Origin of the sequence: Streptomyces sp. IBSBF 3136 (assembly GCF_036815105.1) — a bacterium.
Classification (GTDB): Bacteria; Actinomycetota; Actinomycetes; order Streptomycetales; family Streptomycetaceae; genus Streptomyces.
In genome coordinates this window covers 1-19979 of the sequence record NZ_JAJSZC010000037.1, presented here as the reverse complement: position 1 = coordinate 19979, position 19979 = coordinate 1, and the positions used below count along the sequence as shown (strand labels likewise).

The window sequence follows — 19979 nt, the reverse complement described above, 5'->3', positions numbered from 1 at the left end:
ACCATGACGTCTTCGAAGCGAGACCGCGCCGAGGCACTGCCCCAGGACCTCCAGGAAGTACTCCGCCGCCGGCTCGCCGGACGGGCCGCCGGCACCCCGGGCGCCGCCACCCGGCAGGCCGTCCCGCGGGCCGACCGCAGCCGGCCGCTGCCGCTGTCGTTCGCCCAGCAGCGCCTGTGGTTCCTCGACCGGCTGCGCCCCGGCGACGCCCGCTACAACAGCGCCGTCGCGCTGCGTCTCACCGGGCCCCTCGACCGCGCCGCCCTGTCCGGCGCGCTGGAGCACGTGGTCGCACGGCACGAGGCGCTGCGCACCACGTTCCAGGAGAGCGACGGCAGACCCGTGCAGACCGTGCACCCCGCCGGGCCGGTCCCGCTGCCCGTGCGGGACCTGACGGCTCCCGCTGAGCGGCCCGCGGACCTGGACGCCGCACTCCTGGACGAGTACGAGCGCCCCTTCGACCTGCGGACCGGGCCGCTGCTGCGCGCCCTGCTGCTGCGGGAGGCGCCCGACGCGCACGTCCTGCTGCTGACGGCCCATCACATCGTCACCGACGGCTGGTCGATGGGCGTGCTGCTGCAGGAGCTGTGCGCCGCCTACGACGCGCTCGCCCGGGGCGCCCGTCCCGCGCTGGAGCCGGTGGCCACGCAGTACCCGGACTTCGCCGTCTGGCAGCGCGGGCAACTGTCCGGAGCCCGGCTGGAGCGCGAACTGGCCCACTGGAAGGAGCGGTTGTCGGGGGCGGTGGCGCCCGAACTGCCGCTGGACCGGCCGCGCGGCGGGGAGGAGTCCGGCGCGGGCGCGGTGCACACCTTCACCGTCCCCGCGGCCACCACGGCCCGGCTCGGGCAGCTCGCGGCCGGGCAGCACACCACGCTGTTCACCGCCCTGGTCGCCGCCTGCCAGGCCCTGCTCGCCCGCTGGTCCGGGCAGGACGACATCACCGTCGGCTCGCTGACCCCCGGCCGCGGCCGCACCGACCTGGAACAGGCCGTCGGCTTCTTCGTCAACACCGTCGCGCTGCGCACCCGCGTGGAGAGCGGCTGTTCCTTCCGCGAACTGCTCACCGCCGCCGCCGACACCGTCAACGACGCCTTCGCGCACGGCGACACGCCGTTCGAGCGCCTGGTGGAGGCGGTCGGCGCGACCCGGGAGCCGGGCCGCAACCCCCTGTTCGACGTGATGGTCCTGCTGCACCCCGCGCCGCCCGCCGCACCCGACCCGCACGGCCTGGCCACCGCGCCGGTCGCCGTGCCCCGGCGGGCCGCCACCTTCGACCTGAGCGTGGAGTTCGTCCCGGACGGGGACGGGCTGACCGGCCTGCTGGAGTACCGCACCGACCTGTTCGACGCGGCCACCGCCGAGCGCATGGCCGACCAGCTGCTGCGCACGCTGGACTGCGCCGCCGCCGAACCCGACCGGCCGCTCGGCGCCCTGCCCCTGCTCTCGCCCCGGCAGACGCGGCAGGTGACGCGGGACTGGAACGCGACCGCGCGGCCCGTACCCGAGGAGACCCTGCCCGAGCTGTTCGCGCGGCAGGCCGCCCGCACCCCGCACGCCACCGCCCTGGTCGCCGGGGACGCGACCCTGGACTACGCGGCACTCGACGCGCGGGCCGAGCGCCTGGCCCGCCACCTCGCGGCGCGCGGCGCGGGCCCCGAGGGACTGGTCGCCCTCCGCCTGCCGCGCACCGCCGACATGATCGTGGCGATCCTCGCCGTCTGGAAGTCGGGCGCCGGCTATCTGCCGCTGGACCCCGCGCTGCCCGAGGACCGGGTGCGGTTCCTCCTGGACGACGCGCGGCCGGCGCTCGTCCTGGACGAGGCCGCGCTGCGGGAAGTGCCCGACACCGCCGCCGAGACGCCGTCCGGCCGCCTCGCCCCGCCGGATCCCGGCACCACCGCCTACGTCATCTACACCTCCGGCTCCACCGGCCGCCCCAAGGGCGTGGCCGTGGCCCACCGGTCCCTGGCGAACCTCCTGGTGAGCCACCGCGAGGGCTTCGTCGCCGAGGCGGGCGGCGGGCCGCTGCGGGTGGCCCTCACCGCGTCGTTCTCCTTCGACACCTCGCTGGAGGGCGTGCTGCTGATGGCCGACGGCCACCCGCTGCACCTGGTCGACGAGACGACCCGGCTGGACGCCGCCGCGCTGGTCGAGTACGTCGTCGAGCACCGCATCGACTTCCTCGACCTGACCCCCACCTACCTGCGCCAGCTCCTGCCCGCCGGGCTGCTCACCGACCCCCGCCACCACCCCCGGGTGCTGATGCTCGGCGGCGAGGCCGTCGGCCCCGGCCTGTGGCGGGAGCTGGCCGGGCGGCCGGACGTGGCCGCGTACAACTTCTACGGGCCCACCGAGTGCACGGTCGACGCGCTGGCCTGCCGCATCGAGGGCGACGGCCGCCCGACCGTGGGCCGCCCGCTCGGCAACGTGCGCGCCTACGTCCTCGACGACCGGCTGCGGCCCGTACCGCCCGGCGTGGGCGGCGAGCTGTACCTGGCCGGCGTACAGCTGGCCCGCGGCTACGCGGGCCGGCCGGGGCTCACCGCCGCACGCTTCCTGCCCGACCCGTTCGGCCCGCCCGGCGCCCGCATGTACCGCACCGGCGACCTGGCCCGCTGGACCGGTGACGGCCGCCTGGACTACCTGGGACGAGCCGACGACCAGGTCAAGGTGCGCGGCCACCGCATCGAGCCCGGCGAGGTGGAGGCGGCCCTGACGGACCTGCCCGGCGTGGCGGCCGCCGCGGTCGTCGCCGTCGCCGACCCGCACGGCCACACCCGGCTGGCCGCCTACCTCGTCCCCGCGGAGCGGGACACGCGGCTCGCCCCGGGCGAGCTGCGGGCGGCCTGCCGGCTCGTGCTGCCCGACCACATGGTGCCGTCCTCCTTCACCGTCCTCGACGCCCTGCCGACGACCGTCAGCGGCAAGGTCGACCGGCGGGCCCTGCCCGCGCCCGACCTCGACGGCGGCGAGCGCGAGCGGGAGTTCGTCGCCCCGCGCACCCCCGAGGAGGAGACCCTCGCCCGCATCTGGGCGGAGGTGCTGGGCGCGCGCCGGGTCGGCGTCACGGACAACTTCTTCGAGCTGGGCGGCGACTCCATCCTCAGCATCCAGGCCGTCTCCCGCGCCCGCGCGGCGGGCCTGCACCTGACCTCGCGGGACGTCTTCCGCCACCAGACCGTCGCCGACCTCGCCGCCGCCGCGTCGGCGCGCACCGCCGCCGTGCCCGCGCCCCGGCGCCCGCGCGAGGAGGGCCCGGCGCCGCTCACCCCCGTCCAGGAGTGGTTCTTCGCCGCGCACGGCCCGCTGCGCCACTTCACCATGTCGATGCTGCTGGACCTGCCGCACGACCTGGACGAACGGGCCCTGGAGCGCGCCCTTGAGGCACTGACCGCCCACCACCCGGCGCTGCGCACCCGCTTCGCGCGCACGGGGGACACCTGGCGCCAGCACCCCGGCGAGGGCCCGGGCACCGGCCTGCTCACCCGGCACGACCTGGCCCGCGCCGCCGACCCGGCGGCCGCCCGCGAGGAGGCCGCGCAGACGGCCCGCGCCGCCCTGGACCCGCAGACCGGCGCCCTGCTGCGCGCGGCCCTGCTGACCTGCCCCGGCGAGCGCCCCCAGCTGTTCCTCACCGCCCACCACCTGGCGGTGGACAGCGTCTCCTGGCGCATCCTCCTCGCCGACCTCGCCCAGGCCTACCGGCAGGCGGCCGAGGGCGACCCGGTCGAACCGGACCCCGTCGCCACGCCGTTCGCCGACTGGGCCGCGCACCTGTCCCGCCGGGTGCGCGCCGGCGACCTCGACGCCGACCTGGCGCACTGGACGGCCGAGGCCGCCGAGGTCCGCACCCCGCTGCCCGTCGACCGTCCCGGCACCCCGCTCGCCGGCTCGGTGCGCACCCTGCGCACCCGCGTGGACCGCGCCACCACCGGCGCCCTGCTGCGCCAGGTGCCCGCGGTCTACCGCACCCAGGTCAACGACGTGCTGCTCAGCGCGCTGAGCCGGGTCCTCGCCGACTGGACCGGCACCGAGCGGGTGACCGTCGCCCTGGAGGGGCACGGCCGCGAGGACGACACGCTCGACCTGTCCCGCACGGTGGGCTGGTTCACCACCCAGTACCCCGTCACCCTCACGCCCGCGGGACCGTCCGGCGCGCCCGACTGGGGCGCCACCCTGAAGACGGTGAAGGAGCGGCTGCGGGCCGTGCCCCGGCACGGCCTCGGCTACGAGGCCCTGGCCCGCCTCGGCTCGCCCGACCCGGCCGCCCGCGCCCTGAGGGACCTCCCGCTGCCGCAGGTCTGCTTCAACTACCACGGCCAGTGGGAGGCCGGCGCCGGGCGGGACTTCACCCCGGCGGGCGAGGTGCCCGGCCGTGACATCGCCGCCGGCGAACCGCTGGACCACCTGCTGGACGTCTCCGCCGTGGTCGCCGGCGGCGAACTGGAGATCACCTGGCACTACAGCGACCAGGTGCACGACGAGGACACCGTCCGCGCCCTGGCCGACGGCATGACCGGCGCGCTCGCCGCGATCGCCGAGCACTGCGCCCGCCCAGGCGCGGGCGGCCGCACCCCGTCCGACTTCCCGCTGGCCCGCCTCGACCAGGACCGCCTGGACCGGCTGGCCGGCGACGGACGGGACGTGGAGGACATTCTGCCGCTGACCCCGCTCCAGGAGGGCATGCTCTTCCACCGGCTGGTCGGCGGCGACGACGACGTCTACGTCGACCAGGCGGCGCTCCTGCTGGACGGCGTCGCCGACCCGCACGCCTTCGCCGCGGCCTGGCAGCGCGTCACCGAGCGCACGCCCGCCCTGCGCACCTGCGTGGTCTGGGAGGACGTACCCCTGCCCCTCCAGGTCGTGCGCCGGGACGTACGGGTGCCGGTCACCCACCTCGACTGGCGGGACCTGGACGAGCCGGAGCGGGCCGAGCGCCTGGCCGGGCTGCGGGCGGACGACCTGGCCCGCGGCATCGACCTCGCCGCCGCACCGCTGATGCGGCTCACCCTGGTCCGGCTGCCCGAGGCGGGACTGCACCTGCTGTGGACCTCCCACCACCTGATCCTGGACGGCTGGAGCCTCGCCCAGGTGCTCACCGAGGTGTGCGAGGAGTACGCGGCGCTCACCGCCGGCGTCGAGTCCCGGCCGCCGGTACGGCGCCCCTTCGGCGACTACGTGCGCTGGCTCGCCGAGCAGGACCCCGCCGCCGCTCGCGCGCACTGGCAGGGCGTCCTCGCCGGCTTCACCACCCCCACCCCGCTGCCCACCGACCGCCCCCTGCGCGACGCCCACCTGGCCCGCTCCGCCGACATGCACACGGCCGGCCTGGACGACGCGACGTCGGCCCGGCTGGCGCGCACCGCACGCGAGGCCGGACTCACCCTCAACACGGTCGTGCAGGGCGCCTGGGCGCTGCTGCTCGCCCGCTACGGCGCCGAGGACGACGTGGTGTTCGGCACCACCGTCTCCGGCCGGCCCGACGACCTGCCCGGCGTCGAGTCGATGGTGGGCATGTTCATCAACACCGTGCCCACCCGGGTACGCGTCGACGCCGGACGCACGGCCCGCGCCTGGCTGCGGGAACTGCAGGACGCCCAGGCCGAGTCGAGGCGGTTCGCCGCCGTGTCGCTGGCCGAGCTGACCCAGCTCAGCGAGGTGCCCTCCGGCAGCCCGCTGTTCCACAGCATGGTCGCCTTCGAGAACTACCCCTTCGACGAGGCCCGCACCGCCGGCTCCGGGGTGCGCCTGGCCGAGGTGACCTCCCGCGACGCCACCAACTACCCCCTCGTGCTGCGCGCCTACCACGGCGAACGCCTCGGCTTCGACCTCGCCTACGATCCCGCCCTGTTCGACGCGGCGACCGTCCGCTCCCTCGCCGACCGGCTGTGCCTGCTGCTCACGGAGCTCGCCGACGGCCCCGACCGGCCGCTGCGCGCCCTGGCCTGGACGACGGCCGGGGAACGTCGGCGGATGCTCACCGACTGGAACGGCACCGAACACGGCCGCCCCGACCGGACCCTGGTGGACCTGTTTGAGGAGCAGGCCGCCCGCACGCCCGCCGCCGTAGCCGTCACCTGCGACGGCGAGCACCTGGACTACGCCACGCTCGACGCCCGCGCCGGCCGGCTCGCCCACCGGCTCGCCGAACTCGGCGCCGCACCCGAGCGGTTCGTCGCCCTCGCCCTGCCCCGCTCCGGCGACCAGGTCGTCGCGATCCTCGCCGTCCTGAAGACCGGCGCGGCCTACCTGCCGATCGACCCGGCCTCACCCGCCGAACGCATCGGCCACCTCCTCGCCGACGCCGCCCCGGTGGCACTGGTGACCACGACCGCAACCGCCGCCCGGACCGACGGCACCGGTGTGCCCGCCCTCCTCCTCGACGACCCGGACACCGAGGCCGACCTCGCCCACCGCCCGGCCACCGGCCCCGCCCCGGCCCGGCGCCCGCTGCCGGAGAGCCCCGCCTACGCCATCTACACCTCCGGTTCGACCGGCCGCCCCAAGGGTGTGGTGATCCCGCACGCCAACGTGGTCCGGCTGTTCACCCGCACCGGCCACTGGTTCGCCTTCGGCCCGGACGACGTGTGGACGATGTTCCACTCCTACGCGTTCGACTTCTCCGTGTGGGAACTGTGGGGACCGCTGCTGCACGGCGGCCGGCTCGTGGTCGTACCCGACGAGACGGCCCGCTCCCCGGAGGACTTCCTGCGCCTGCTCGCGGACGAGCGGGTCACCGTCCTCAACCAGACGCCGTCCGCGTTCTACCCGCTGATCCGCGCGGACGCCGACCACCCGGACACCGGCGCCCGCCTCGCGCTGCGCACGGTGGTGTTCGGCGGCGAGGCCCTGGACACCGGACGGCTCACCGACTGGTGGACGCGCCACCCGGCCGCCGCCCCGCGGCTGGTCAACATGTACGGCATCACCGAGACCACGGTGCACGTCACGTACGCCCCGCTCGACCCCGCCACCGCCGCCGACGGCCCCGCCAGCCCCATCGGCACGGCCATCCCGGACCTGCGGGTGCACGTGCTCGACGCGGACCTGGCGCCCGTGCCGCCCGGCGCGACCGGCGAACTGTACGTGGCGGGGGAGGGGCTGGCCCGCGGCTACCTGGGCCGCCCCGGTCTCACCGCCACCCGCTTCCTCGCCGACCCCTTCGGCCGGCCCGGCAGCCGCATGTACCGCACGGGCGACCGGGCGAGGTGGCGGGTCGACGGCACCCTGGAGTACCTGGGCCGCGCCGACGCCCAGGTCAAGATCCGCGGCTACCGCATCGAACCCGGCGAGATCGAGGCCGCCCTGCACACCCACCCCGGCGTCGCCGACGCCGCGGTCGGGGTGTTCGAGGACGCCTCCGGCACCCGCCGGCTCGTGGCGCACGTCGTCGGCAGCGGCGGCCCGGCCCCCGCGGCGGCCGAACTGCGCGCCCACGCGGAGCGCCTGCTGCCCGCCCACATGGTCCCCGCCGCCTACGTCCCGATGGACGCGCTGCCGCTCACGGTCAACGGCAAGCTCGACCGGCGCGCGCTGCCCGCACCGGGACCGGACGGCTACGCCGCCGGCACCGACCGGACCCCGCCGCGCACGCCCGCCGAACGGCTGGTCGCCGCCGCCTGGTCGGACGTCCTGGGAGTGGCCGAGGTCCACGCCGGCGACGACTTCTTCGCGCTCGGCGGCGACTCCATCCTCGCCGTCCGCGTCACCGCCCGCCTGCGCGCCGCGTTCGGCCCCGGCGTCTCCCCGAGGCTGCTGTTCACCCGCCCCACCGTCGCCGCCCTGGCCGCCGCGCTCGGCGAACCGGTCGGCGACACGGCCTCCGCCGCGGAGACCGACGCGATACCGGCGACCGCCCCGCAGACCCCGGCCCCGCTGTCGTACGCCCAGCAACGCCTGTGGTTCCTCGACCGGTTCGAGCCCGGCAGCACCGAGTACACGACGCTGTCCGTGCTCCTCCTGCGCGGACCGCTCGACCGGAACGCCCTGCGCACCGCGCTGGACGGCCTCGTCGCCCGGCACGAGGCGCTGCGCACCACGTTCACCGAACAGGACGGACAGGCACGGCAGGTGGTCAACCCGCCGCACCGGGTCGACCTGCCCGTGGACGACCTCACCACGGCCCCGGACGCGCGGGCGGCGCTGGACGCGCTGCTGGAGCGCGAGGCCGCCACCCCCTTCGACCTGGCGGCCGGGCCGCTGCTGCGCGCCCGGCTGGCCCGCCTGGCCGCCGGCGAGCACGCCCTCGTCCTCGCCGTCCACCACATCGCCACCGACGGCTGGTCGCTCGGCGTGCTCGGCCGGGACCTGGGCGAGCTGTACACCGCGGCGCACGAGGGCCGCCGCCCCGAACTGCCGGACCTGCCCGTCCGGTACGCCGACCACGCCACCTGGCAGCGCGCCCGCGCCGACCGCGTCGAGCGACAACTCGCGCACTGGCGCGAGCGGCTGGACGGAGTGCCCCCGCTGGAGCCGCCGACCGACCGGCCGCGTCCCGCCGTACGGACCCGGGACGGCGCCCTGGTGACCTTCACCCTGCCCGCCGAACTGACCCATCGGCTGCGCGAGTTGGGCAGGGCGTCCGACGCCACCCTGTACATGACGCTGCTGACCGCCTGCACGGCCCTGCTGTCCCGCTGGGCCGACCAGGACGACTTCGCCGTCGGCACCGTCACCGCCGGCCGTGAACGCCCCGAACTGCACGACGTGGTCGGCATGTTCGTGAACACCCTGGTGCTGCGCAACCGGGTGCGCCCCGGCAGCACGTTCCGCGCGCTGCTGGCGCAGGTGCGCGGCACCGTCCTGGACGCGTTCGCCCACCAGGACGTGCCCTTCGAACGGCTGGTGGACGCCCTCCAGCCCGAGCGGGACACCAGCCGCACCCCCCTGTTCCAGGTCATGGTCGCCCTGCACAACCTGGGCGCCGAGACGCCCGCCCTCCCCGGCCTCGAGGTCGAGCCGGTCCTGCCACCGGTCCGGAACGCCACCTTCGACCTCGCCTTCGACTTCGTGGAAGGAGACGGCGGCGTCACCGGCCACCTGGAGTACGACACCGGCCTGTTCGACGAGAGCACCGTCCGCCGCCTGGCCGACCGCCTGCGGCTGCTGCTCCAGGCGGCGGCCCAGCACCCCGACCGGGACGTACGGGCGCTGGAGCTGATGACCACGGCCGAGCGGCACCAGGTCCTCCGCGACTGGCAGGGCCCGCGCCTCGCCGTGCCGGAGACCACCTTCCCCGCCCTCTTCGAGGCGCAGGCCGCCCGCACGCCGTACGCCACCGCCCTGGTGGCACGGGACGCCACGCTCGACTTCGCCGTCCTCAACGAGCGCGCCAACCGGCTCGCCCACCATCTCCTCGCCCAGGGTGTCGCCCCCGAGCGGGTGGTCGCCGTACGGCTGCCGCGCACCTCCGACCTGATGGTGGCGGTGCTCGCCGTCGCCAAGGCGGGCGGCACCCTGCTCTGTCTCGATCCCGGCCTGCCCGAGGAGCGTGCCGCCCACCTCCTCGCCGACGCGGCCCCGCACACCGTGCTGACCGCCGAGGCACTGCGCGACACGCCGTGGGAGCGGCTGCCCGCCCACGACCCGACCGACCGCGACCGCCCGGCCCCGCTGCGCCCGGACCACGCCGCGTACATCGTCTACACCTCCGGCTCCACCGGCCGCCCCAAGGGCGTCGTCGTCGAACACCGCCACCTGGTCAACCTCTGCCACGACCACCGCGAAGGACTCGTCGCCCCGCACACCGCCGACGGGCGCCGGCTGCGCGCCGCGCTGAGCGCGTCGTTCTCCTTCGACACCTCCTGGGAGGGACCGCTGCTCCTCGCCCTCGGGCAGGAGGTCCATCTCATCGACGAGGACGTGCGCCTGGACCCCGACGCGTTCTGCGCCCAGGTCGCCGAACGCCGCCTGGATCTGGTGAACGTCACCCCGTCCTTCCTGCGCGAACTCACCGCCGCCGGGCTCCTCGCCCCCGGCCGCCACCACCCGCGCGTCCTGCTGGTCGGCGGCGAGGCGACCGGCCCCGGCACCTGGCGGGAGCTGTGCGCCGCCACCGGCCTCGGCGTCACCGCGTACAACATGTACGGGCCCACCGAGTGCACCGTCGACGCCACCTACGGCCGCTGCGCCGACCACCCGGACCGGCCGGTCATCGGCCGCCCCGGCCGGAACCTGCGCGCCTACGTCCTCGACGGCGCCCTGCGCCCGGTGCCGCCCGGCGTGCCCGGCGAGCTGTACCTCGCCGGCGCCCAGGTGGCCCGCGGCTACCTGGGCCGCCCCGGCCTGACCGCCTCCCGCTTCCTCGCCGACCCGTTCGGCGCGCCGGGTGGGCCCCTCCTGCCCGATGGCGGGCAAGGAGGGAGGATGTACCGCACCGGTGACCGCGTCCGCTGGAACGAGCGGGGGCTGCTGGAGTTCCTGGGCCGGGCCGACGAGCAGATCAAGATCCGCGGGTTCCGCATCGAACCCGGCGAGGTCGAGGCCGCGCTGCTCGCCCACCCGGACGTGTCCGAGGCCGTCGTGACGGCGCGCGAACACGCGGGCCGGCTCATGCTCGTGGCCTACGTGGTGCCCGCCCAGGGCGCCGTCCCGGCCGCCGACGCCCTGCGCGGCGCGCTGCGGCGCACCCTGCCGGACCACATGGTGCCGGCGGCGTTCGTCCCGCTGGCGCGGATCCCGCGCACCAGCACCGGCAAGACGGACCGGCGCGCCCTGCCCGCCCCGCCCGCCCAGCCGGACCCCGCCACGGCGTACGTGGCACCGCGCCCCGGCACCGAGGAGACGCTGGCCGCCATCTGGGCGGACGTCCTTCGGCTCGACCGGGTGGGCGCGCGGGACAACTTCTTCGCGCTCGGCGGCGACTCCATCCTCAGCATCCAGATCGTCTCCCGGGCCCGCCGGGCGGGACTGGCGCTGACCACCAAGGACGTCTTCCGCCACCAGACCGTGGCCGAACTCGCCCTCCGCGTCACCGAGGCGGCCCCGGCCGAGGCGCACACGGCCCCGCCCGCCGAGGCACCGCTCACGCCCATCCAGCGCTGGTACCTCGACGGCCGCCGTCCCGGCGACCCGCTGCGCTTCACCATGTCGCAGCGGCTCGAACTCGCCCCCGGCACCGACCTGTCCGCCCTCCGCACGGCCGTCGACGCCCTCGTCCGCCACCATCCGGCCCTGCGTACCCGCTTCCGCCCGACCGGCGACGGCCGGCGCCAGGACGTCCTGCCGGACGCACCCGACGGCATCCTCACCCACCACGACGTGACCGGCCTGGACGGCGCCGCGCTGGAGGCCGAGGTGCGGCGCGCGGCGGACGCGGCCCGGGACCGCCTCGACCCGAACGAGGGCCGGGTGGCACGCGTCCTGCTCTTCGACCGCGGCCCCGACCTGCCCGCGCAACTCCTCTTCACCGTGCACCACCTGGTCGTCGACGGCGTCTCCTGGCGGATCCTGCTGGCCGACCTGGAGACCGCCCACCGCCAGGCGTCGGACGGACACCCCGTCGACCTGCCCCCGGCCACCACCGCCTACGGGCACTGGGCGGCCCGCCTGGAGGCGCACACCCGTTCCGGCGCCCTGGACGGCGACCTCCCCCACTGGGAGCGCACCGCCGCGGCCCCCGCCGCCCTGCCCGCCGGTCGACCCGGGCCCAACACCCACGGCACCGCCGCCACGGTCACCGTGGAACTGGACCCGGAGACGACCGACGCCCTGCTGCGCCGGGTCCCGGAGGTCTACCGCACCCAGGTCAACGACGTCCTGCTCAGCGCCCTCGGCCGCACCCTGGCCCGCTGGTGCGGCCGAGAGACCGTGCTGGTCGGCGTGGAGGGCCACGGCCGCGAGGACCTCTTCGACGACCTGGACCTGTCCCGTACGGTCGGCTGGTTCACCGCCGAGTACCCCCTCGCGCTGACGGTCGCGCCCGACGCCGGCTGGCACGACACCCTGCGCTCGGTGAAGGAGCAGCTGCGCGCGGTGCCCCTGCACGGCCTGAGCCACGGCGCGCTGCGCCACCTGCTGCCCGGCAGCCCGCCGGCCGGCGCCCCCGCACCGCAGGTCGGCTTCAACTACCACGGCCAGTGGGACACCGGCGGCGACGGCGGCGGTCTGTACCGTGCCGCGCTGCCCCCGGCCGGCTCCGACACCGACCCCGACGCGCCGCGCCCCTACCTGCTCGACCTCACCGGGGTCGTCCAGGACGGCAGGCTCGAACTCGGCTGGACCTATCCGCCGGCCGTCTACGACGAGTCCACCGTCCGCGCCCTCGCCGACGAGATGTGCGCGGCGCTGCGCGACATCGCGGCCCACTGCGCCCGCCCGGACGCGGGCGGCCGCACCCCGTCGGACTACCCCCTTGCCGGGCTCGGACAGCGGGAGCTGGACCGCCTCGTCGGCGACGGCCGGCACGTGGCGGACGTCCTGCCGCTGACGCCCCTGCAGGCCGGCATGCTCTTCCACGGCCTGGTGGACACGGCCGGCGCCTACTTCGACCGGACGGCCGTCCGGCTGTCCGGAGTGAGCGACCCGCGGGCCTTCGCCGCGGCCTGGCAGCAGGTCGCCGACCGCACCGAGGCTCTGCGCACCAGCGTGCACTGGCAGGGCCTGCCGCACCCGGTCCAGGTCGTCCACCACCGCGTGGAGCTGCCCGTCACCCACCTCGACTGGCGGCACCTGACCCCCGAGCAGCGGGCGAAGGAGACCGAGGACCTGCTGACCGCCGACCGCACGGCCGGCATGGACCTCACCACCGCACCCCTCACCCGCATCACCCTGGCCGCACTGCCCGACGACGAGATCCTGTTGCTGTGGTCCTCCCACCACCTGATCCTGGACGGCTGGAGCACCGGGCAGCTGCTCACCGAGGTGTGCGAAAGCCACGCCGCGCTCACCGGCGGCGGCGAGGCCCCCGTCCCGGTCCGGCGCCCGTTCTCCGACTTCGTGCGCTGGCTGCACGACCAGGACGAGCAGGCGGCCGAGGCGTACTGGGCCGGCGCTCTCACCGGCTTCCCGGCCCGCACCCCGCTGCCGTACGACCGCACGCCGGCCGAGGCGCACCGGGCCCGCGCCGCCGCCACCGCGCGCCGCTACCTGGACGAGCGCGTCTCGGCGCGGCTGCGGGAGACGGCGGCACGGGCCGGGCTGACGGTGAACACCGTGATCGAGGGCGCCTGGGCGCTGCTGCTGGCCCGCCACAGCGGACGCGACGACGTCGTGTTCGGCACGACCGTCTCCGGCCGCCCGGCCGAACTGCCGGGCGTGGAGGCGATGATCGGCATGTTCATCAACACCGTGCCCACCCGGATCCGCGTCCCGGGCGGATCGGTGGTGTCCTGGCTGCGGGACGTGCAGGAGCGGCAGAGCGACGCCCGCCGCTTCGACTTCCTCGCGCTGCCCCGCATCCAGGCGCTGAGTGAGGTCCCGGCGGGCGAGGCGCTGTTCGACAGCATGGTGGTCTTCGAGAACTACCCCGTCGACGAGTCCGCCACGGCCCGGACGGGCGTGCGCGTCGAGGAGGTGCGGGCCGACGACGCCCCGACCTTCCCGCTGTGCCTGCGCACCCACCTCGGCGACCGGCTCGGCATCGACCTCGCCTACGACGCCGGCCTGTTCGACGCGGACACCGCCGAACGCCTCGCCGCCCGGCTCGCGACCGTCCTGACCGCCCTCGCCGACGGCATCGAGGCCGACACGCAGGTGACCGGCCTCGCGCTGCTGACCGGGGACGACCGCGCCCTGCTCCGGCGGTGGAACACTCCCGCCCGGCAGCCGGCGCCGCGCAGCCCCGTCGAGCTGTTCGCCGAACAGGCCCGCCGCACCCCCGACGCGCCCGCCGTGCGCGACGGCGGCACCGAGCTGACCTACCGCCGCCTCGACGACTGGTCCGACGCCGTGGCCTCCCGGCTCCTCGCCGGCGGCCTGCGGGTGGAGGACCGGGTGACGCTGCTGATGGACCGCGGTGCCGAACTCGTCGTCGCCCAGCTCGCCGTCCTCAAGGCGGGCGGCGCCTACGTCCCGGTGGACGCCCGCGCCCCCGAGGACCGGCGCCGCGCGCTGATCGGGCGGGCGGGCGCGACGGTCGAGCTGACCGCCGCGGACGTCGCAGCCGCAGCCGCAGCCGCACCCGTGCCGGACGCGCCCGCACCCGTACCCGCGGACGCCGACCGGCTGGCGTACGTGATGTTCACCTCCGGGTCGACCGGCGAGCCCAAGGCGGTCGCGGTACGCCACCGGGACGTGGCCGCCCTCGCCACCGACAGCCGCTTCGCCGGCGGGGTGTGCGCCCGGGTGCCGCTGCACTCCCCGGTGGCCTTCGACGCCGCCACCTTCGAGGTGTGGGCGCCCCTGCTCACCGGCGGCTGCGTGGTCGTGGCACCGCCCCGGCCCATGGACGCGGCCCTGCTGCGGCACCTGGTCCGCGACGGCGGCCTGACCGCGCTGTGGCTGACCGCCGGCCTCTTCCGGCTGCTGGCGCAGGACGCGCCGGACTGCTTCGCCGGCCTGCGCCAGGTGTGGACCGGCGGCGACGTGGTGCCCGCCGCGGCCGTGCGCCGCGTGCTGTCCGCCTGCCCCGGACTGACCGTCGTGGACGGGTACGGCCCCACCGAGACGACGACGTTCGCGACGTCCTTCGCACTGACCGACGCCACGGCCGTCCCCGGCACCGTGCCCATCGGCCACCCGCTCGACGACATGCGCGTGCACGTCCTGGACGGCCGGCTGCGGTCCGTGCCGCCGGGCTGCGCCGGCGAACTGTACGTCGCCGGCGAGGGCGTGGCCCGCGGCTACCTGGGCCGCCCCGGCGACACCGCCGCCCGCTTCCTCGCCGACCCCGCAGGCCCGCCCGGCACCCGCATGTACCGCACCGGCGACCTGGTCCGCCGCCGGCTCGACGGCACGGTCGAGTTCCTGGGCCGCGCCGACGACCAGGTGAAGATCCGCGGTTTCCGCGTCGAACCCGGCGAGGTGGAGGCCGTCCTCGCGGCACACCCCGACGTGGCGGACGTCGCGGTGGTGGCCCGCGAGGACCGGCCCGGCAGCCGGCGCCTGGTCGCCTACGTGGTCGGTCCCGAAGACCTCACGGACGTAAGGGAGTTCGCCGTCCGTTCGCTGCCCGACTACCTCGTCCCCGCCGCCTTCGTCGCCCTGCCGGCGCTGCCGCTCAGCGGCAACGGCAAGGTCGACCGGGCCGCCCTCCCGGCCCCGGAGCCCGCGAGCGGCGACCGGCAGCGCGAGGCGATCGCACCGCGCACCGACGCCGAACGGCGTGCCGCCGACGTCTTCGCGGAGGTCCTCGCCGTCCGACGGCCCGGTGTGGAGGACGACTTCTTCCAGCTCGGCGGCGACTCCATCCTCAGCATCCGGCTGGCCGCCCGCCTGTCCGAGGCGTTCGGCGCCGACGTGTCACCGCGGGCGGTGTTCACCCACCCCACCCCCGCCGCACTCGCCGCGCTGCTCACCGCGGAGCCGTCCGGCGACGCCGTGCCCACCGCGATCGTCCCCGCCCCCCGCGACACGCCCGCACCGATGTCGCACGCCCAGCAACGCCTGTGGTTCCTGGAGGAGTTCGCGCCCGGCAGCGGCGAGTACGTCACCGCGCTGGCCCTGCGCCTGCGCGGCCGGCTCGACGTGCCCGCCCTGACCGCGGCCCTGCGCGCCCTGGCCGAGCGGCACGAGGCACTGCGCACCACCTTCGACACGGTGGACGGCCGCGGCGTGCAGATCGTCCACCCGGCGCAGGACGTGCCGCTGGAGCTGCGCGACCTGACGGCGACGGGGGAGAGCGGCCGCGCGGACCGGCTGCGCGAGCTGCTGGAGGCCGAGCGCGCCCGCACGTTCGACCTGCGGCGCGGCCCGCTGCTGCACGCGGGGCTGATCAGGCTCTCGGACGAGGAGCACGTCCTGACGCTGACCCTGCACCACATCGTCACCGACGGCTGGTCCACCGGCGTCCTCACCGGCGATCTCGCGCACTACTACCGGACCGAACTGGGCGCGGAAGCCGAGCCGTTGCCGCCGCTGCCCGTGAGTTACGCCGACTACGCCCACTGGCAGCGCGGCACCGCCACGGACGAGCACCTCGCGTACTGGAAGGAGCACCTGGCCGGCCTGGAGACGCTGGACCTGCCCACCGACCGGCCGCGTCCGGCGGTGCGCACCCACGGCGGCGCCACCGTGCGGCTCGCCCTGCCCCGCGCCACCACCCGCCGCCTGGTCCAGGTGGGACGGGACCGGCAGGCCACCCTGTTCACCACGCTCGTCGCCGCCGCGCAGAGCTACCTGGCCCGCCTGACCGGCGGCCGGGACATCACGGTCGGCACGGTCACCTCCGGCCGCGACCGCGCCGAGACGCAAGCCCTCGTCGGGTTCTTCGTCAACACCCTCGTCCTGCGCTCCCACGTCGAACCCGGCCGCCTTTTCCCCGAGTTCCTCACCGACGTGCGTGGGACCGTACGGGACGCCTTCGCCCACCAGGAGGCGCCGTTCGAACGCGTGGTGGACGAGGTGCAGCCCGTCCGCGACACCAGCCGCACCCCCCTGTTCCAGGTCATGGTGGTGCTGCAGAACGCCCCGGCCGCCGACCTCGACCTGCCCGGCATCCAGGTCGGCGACGTCGACACGGACCTGCGACATGCGGCGTTCGACCTCACCCTCGAGTTCGCCGAGACCGCTGCCGGGGAGCTGCACGGCCTGCTGACCTACAACACCGACCTGTTCGACGCGGCCACCGCCGAACGCATGGCCGACCAGCTCGGCACCCTGCTGACCGCCGTCGCAGACGACCCCGACCGGCCCGTGGGCGCCCTGCCGCTCGCCACCGACGAAGCGCTCAAGTCCGTCCTCGACCAGGGCCGCGGCACCGCCCGCCCGATACCCGCGGCGACGCTGCCTGAGCTGTTCGAACGGCAGGCCGCCCGGACCCCCGACGCCGTGGCCCTGGCCGACGCCGACGGCCGCGAGCTGACGTACGCGCAGGTCGAACGCGCCGCCAACCGGCTGGCGCACCGGCTCATCGCCCGGCGCGTGGGTCCGGAGCGGATCGTGGCACTGGCGCTGCCCCGCGGCGCGGAGACGGTGGTGGCCCAGCTCGCCGTGGCCAAGGCCGGCGGCGCCTTCCTGCCGGTCGACCCCGACTACCCCGAGCAGCGACGGGAGTTCATGCTGCGCGACGCGGACGCCTGGCTCGTGCTGGACGACCCCGCCGCCGTACGGGACGCGGACGGGCCGGACACCGCGCCCACGGACGCCGACCGCACGGCCCCGCTGACGCCCGCCCACCCGGCGTACGTGATCTACACGTCCGGTTCCACCGGCACACCCAAGGGCGTGACCGTGACCCACAGCGGCCTGGCCGCCTTCGCCGCGGCCGCCGCCGAACGCTACGACACTCGGCCCGGCGACCGGGTCCTGCAGTTCGCCTCGCCCAGCTTCGACGCCTCCGTGCTGGAGCTGTGCGTGTCCCTGCTCGGCGGAGCCACCCTCGTCACCGGAGAGGAGGGCCCCCTCGTCGGCGAGCGGCTCGCCCAGGTCCTCGCCGAGCGGCGCATCAGCCACACCCTGATCCCGCCCGCCGCCCTGGCGACCGTCGACGCCGGGACCGCCGACGCCCTGCCGCACCTGCGCACCCTCATCGTGGGCGCGGAGGCGTGCCCGGCCCACCTCGTCGAACGGTGGGCACCCGGCCGGCGCATGATCAACTCCTACGGCCCGACCGAGGCCACCGTCGTCGCCACCTGGACCGGCCCCCTCACCCCGGGCACGGGAGCCCCGCCGATCGGACGCCCCGCCGGCGCCACCCACGTCCACGTCCTCGACGCCGCCCTGCGCCCCGTCCCGCCCGGCGTCACCGGCGAGCTGTACGTGGCCGGGCCCGGACTGGCCCGCGGCTACCTGAACCGGCCCGGGCTGACCGCCTCCCGCTTCGTCGCCGACCCGTTCGGCGCGCCCGGGGAGCGGATGTACCGCACCGGCGACCTGGCCCGCTGGGACTCCTCCGGCGACCTGCGCTTCGCCGGACGCGCCGACGACCAGGTGAAACTGCGCGGCTTCCGCATCGAGCCCGGCGAGATCGAGAGCGCGCTGCGCCGCAGCCCGGGGGTGCGCGACGCGGTCGTCACCGTGCGCGGCGGCGGATCCGACCCGGACGGCCGGTCCGGCGGACGGCTCGTGGCCTACGTCGTACCCGCCGGGGACACCGTCGAGGAACTGCCGGTGGCGGAGCTGCGCGACCACCTCGCCGGGCTGCTCCCCGCGCACATGGTCCCGTCGGCGTTCGTGCCGCTGGAACGCCTGCCGCTCACCCCGAACGGCAAGACCGACCGGGCCGCCCTGCCCGAACCCGGCCCCACGCACACCGCCGCCGGGCCGCGCACCGCGCCACGCACCGACACCGAACGCCGCATCGCCCGCATCTGGGCCGACGTGCTCGGTGTGGCGGACGTCGGCGCGCACGACAACTTCTTCCACCTCGGCGGCGACTCCATCCTCAGCATGCAGGTCGTCTCCCGGCTGCGGCGCGACGGACTGCACCTGGCCACCCGCGACCTGTTCACCCACCAGACCGTCGCCGAACTGGCCACCGTCGCCGGCGGCGCACCCCGGCACACCGAAACCGGACCGGTCAGCGGGGACGTGCCGCTCACCCCCATCCAGGAGTGGTTCCTGACCAGCCCCCGCGCCAGCCACGACCACTTCAACCAGTCGCTGCTGCTGGAACTGGGCATCGACCCGGACGCCACCGCCCTGGAAACAGCGCTCAACGCCCTGCTCGACCACCACGACGCGCTGCGCATGCGCTTCACCGAGGACGAGAACGGCTGGCAGCAGTTCGACCCCCCGCCGTCCGACACCGACCGCGACCGGCTCCTGGCCCGTCACGCCCTGAGCGGCCTCACCCCCGCCGAAGCCGACGCGGCGATGGAGAAGGCCGCCGACGACCTGCACACCGGCTTCGACCTGGGGCGCGGCCCCCTGCTGCGGGCGGCCCTGTTCACCGGGGACGCGGGCCGGCCCGCCTTCCTCCTCCTGGTCGCCCACCACCTGGTGGTCGACGCCGTGTCCTGGCGCATCCTGCGCGACGACCTGGAGGCCGCCTACCGGCAGGCCGTCCGGGGCGAGCCCGTCACGCTGGGGGAGCGCACCACCTCCTTCCTCGATTGGGCCCGGGGCCTGGCCGCGCACGTCGCGGCCGGCTCCCTCGACGACGAACTGCCGTACTGGGAACGGGCCGTCGACACCGAGCCGCTGCCCGCCCGGACACCGGACACACCGGAAACGGGCCTCGTCGAGACACTCACCGTCGAGCTGGACGAGCCGGACACCGAGGCACTGCTGCGCGCCGCCCCGACCGCCTACCGCACCCGCGTCAACGACGTACTGCTCGCCGCCCTCGCCCTGGCCCTGGCCCGCTGGACCGGCCGTGAGGAGGTCCGCCTGGACCTCGAGGGACACGGCCGCGAGGACATCCTCGACGAGGTGGACCTCTCCCGCACGGTCGGCTGGTTCACCACCGTCCACCCCGTCGCCCTCCACGTGCCCGACCCGGCCGATCTCGGCCCCGGCCGGGACTGGCGGGCTCTGGTGAAGTCGGTCCGCCGCCAACTGCGCGCCGTACCCGGCAACGGCCTGGGCTTCGGCGCCCTGCGCACCTTCGGCCCGCCCGAGGTGCGCGAGCGGCTCGGACGGGCCGCGCACGGCCAGGTCGTCTTCAACTACCTCGGTCAGTGGGACGCCCGCCCCGAGAGCCCCGGCGACGGCCTGGTGCGCGCCGAACACGGCTCGTTCGGCCGGCACCACGACCCGCGCGACAGCGGCTCCCACCCGCTGGAGGTCGTCGGCGCGGTCCAGGGCGGCCGGCTCTCCTTCACCTGGCACCACCGGCCCGCCCTCCACGCCACGGACACCGTGCGCCGCGTCGCCGACGACTTCGCCGAGGCGCTGCGCCGCATCGCCCACCAGGCCCGCGGCAGCCGGTGAGACCC

Annotated in this window: 1 protein-coding gene; it reads left to right on the top strand. The window is 76.2% G+C overall.

Annotation, left to right across the window (positions count from 1 at the left end; all coding sequences use genetic code 11):
• The first annotated feature begins 3 nt into the window (after positions 1–3).
• Entirely contained in the window at positions 4–19974 is a 19971-nt protein-coding gene (locus V7E45_RS11035; protein WP_333773922.1) for a non-ribosomal peptide synthase/polyketide synthase, read from the top strand.
• The last annotated feature ends 5 nt before the right edge of the window (positions 19975–19979 follow it).